Source organism: Paenibacillus selenitireducens, assembly GCF_002021565.1.
In the GTDB taxonomy this organism is placed as follows: domain Bacteria; phylum Bacillota; class Bacilli; order Paenibacillales; family Paenibacillaceae; genus Paenibacillus_K; species Paenibacillus_K selenitireducens.
This window is the reverse complement of the sequence record NZ_MSZX01000042.1, coordinates 1-2,418: the sequence shown is the minus strand read 5'-3', so window position 1 is coordinate 2,418 and position 2,418 is coordinate 1. Positions and strand designations below refer to the sequence as shown.

The 2,418-nt window shown below is 39.2% G+C and carries 1 protein-coding gene; it reads left to right on the top strand.

All coding sequences use genetic code 11. The features are described from left to right. Window positions 1–918: hypothetical protein (locus tag BVG16_RS33025; RefSeq protein WP_158081863.1), on the top strand; the 918-nt coding region annotated here is incomplete at its 5' end. Between the last annotated feature and the right edge of the window lie 1,500 nt (window positions 919–2,418).

Below are 2,418 nucleotides of genomic sequence, written 5' to 3'. Positions count from 1 at the left end.
TTTGGTCAAGAATTCTATATTCAGAAAAAAGAGCAACGCGATGCAAAAATTATTAATGGTGAGTATGCTGTAGTCAATATGTGGCATCCTGTTGCCGCGAATCTTGAGAAGATACATAAAGAAGGCAAAACATACGACTGGAGATTCTACCCTATTTTTGTAAATGAATTAGACCCTAGTGTACAAAGTGAAACAATACAATCCTTTCCATTAACTACAAAATGGAATTCTAAAGCAATTAATCCTAAAAAAGTGTCTGAAGATATGATTCCGCAAATCCTTCACTGGATGGATTGGAACTATTCACTTGAAGCTGCATCTTTACGCGCATGGGGTACACCAGACATGTATACAGGTGAAGGAATGGAGCGCCGCTACAAGCCAGAATATAAAAAAGTCGAAGAATATAAGCTGCTCGGCAAACAAGATAAAACAGGTGACGGATGGTACTACGGTATACAAGGAGATCAAGATCAAACAATGGCAAATCCTGAAGTATACGGTCTGGCAATGGCGGATGAAATGGGTTATGCGTATTCTCCGTCCGTTGTGTATCCATTTAGCGAAAGCAACTACGACCAATCAACAATGGTTACCACAGCATGGATGCAGCACAACTTAAAAGCAATGTCGTTGTATGCGGAGTTACCAGTTGACGATGAAACGCTCAAAGCGAAAGCCGAATTTGAAGCTGTAACAACGGATCTAAATAACAATCTTATTTCACCTCACAATGATGAGTTGGATAACCTTATCGTTAGAGCTATTACGGGCCCGGTAGATAAATTTGATAGCAACTATAAAGATTACACAGATGTAATATCAAGTCCCAATATTGCTGACGGCATCATCAAAGAAAAGGAAGCTTGGATGAAATATTACAAGCTGCGGGCTAACTTCATGAATAAATTGAATTAATAGGCAAGAACATGCTTCGACGTTTGTTGCGGCGTGCGATGCCGATGAACCAATCCGTTCGGTTCAAATATAAAAGGGGAGGACTTTTGATTATGAAACGAAAGTTGATGGCACTCATGTTGTCTGCTGTTTTAATGGTAACTCTTATTGGATGTGACAATGGAAAGGAAGAGACAAGCAATTCTAGTAATTCAAATGGAACTCAAGCTGCTAGCACAGGTAATTCATTATCTGATGATCCCGCTAATTTTAAAGAAATGCATTTAGAAGTCTTAAGCGAATTACCAACAAACCCGCGTAAGCCAGTTGAAGACCGCTTAACTCCAATTTGGCGCGAAAAAACGAAAATCATTCCTGATTTCGTAGAAATTCCTGCTGGTCAAGATGTTAAAAGCTGGCTTCAAATGCAAATATTAGCCAATACCGTACCGGCAGTTATTGCAAATTCAAACGGTATTGCCGACAACACGGATAATATGGAAATGCTTAAAAAAGCAGGCATGGTTCGCGAAATTACATTAGATGAGATAAAAAAATATATGCCGCTCACAGCTGAAAGATTGGCAGATTTAGGCGTTACGATCGAACAATGGTATAAAGCGAGTGTTGACCCGGTTGATGGCAAGCTATGGGCGATACCTTCACTGCCATACCCGCTTCTCAAAGAAGAATACCGCAAAACTCCATACGCTGATCCTCGCCTCGGAAAAGGAGGTTATGCCGTTTGGATTAGGGATGATATCTTGAAGAAAATCTATCCGAATGCGATGAGTGCAGCCGAACTCAAGGCTTTAGCAATAGCAAACAAAGGTAAATTAACACTGGAGCAAGTTACGGATATTCCAATTCATAATCTGAATGATCTATTCGATTATCTCAAAAAGGTAAAAGATCTCAATTTAACAGAAAATGGTCACCCTATTACACCCGGTCACCTTCAACATGATAACTCCAGAAGTTCGCTTAACATGTCATTGTTCTCAGCAACAGGGTTACATATTAGCCAAGCCTATCCGCTTGTTATCAATGAATCTAAAAATATGTACGTTGACTATCAATTGACTCCCGAGTGGAGAAACTACATTTCTTTTATGAACAAAGGCTTTAATGAAGGTCTGTTTGGTCAAGAATTCTATATTCAGAAAAAAGAGCAACGCGATGCAAAAATTATTAATGGTGAGTATGCTGTAGTCAATATGTGGCATCCTGTTGCCGCGAATCTTGAGAAGATACATAAAGAAGGCAAAACATACGACTGGAGATTCTACCCTATTTTTGTAAATGAATTAGACCCTAGTGTACAAAGTGAAACAATACAATCCTTTCCATTAACTACAAAATGGAATTCTAAAGCAATTAATCCTAAAAAAGTGTCTGAAGATATGATTCCGCAAATCCTTCACTGGATGGATTGGAACTATTCACTTGAAGCTGCATCTTTACGCGCATGGGGTACACCAGACATGTATACAGGHGCTNDGRYANAGTATHNATSSGYAS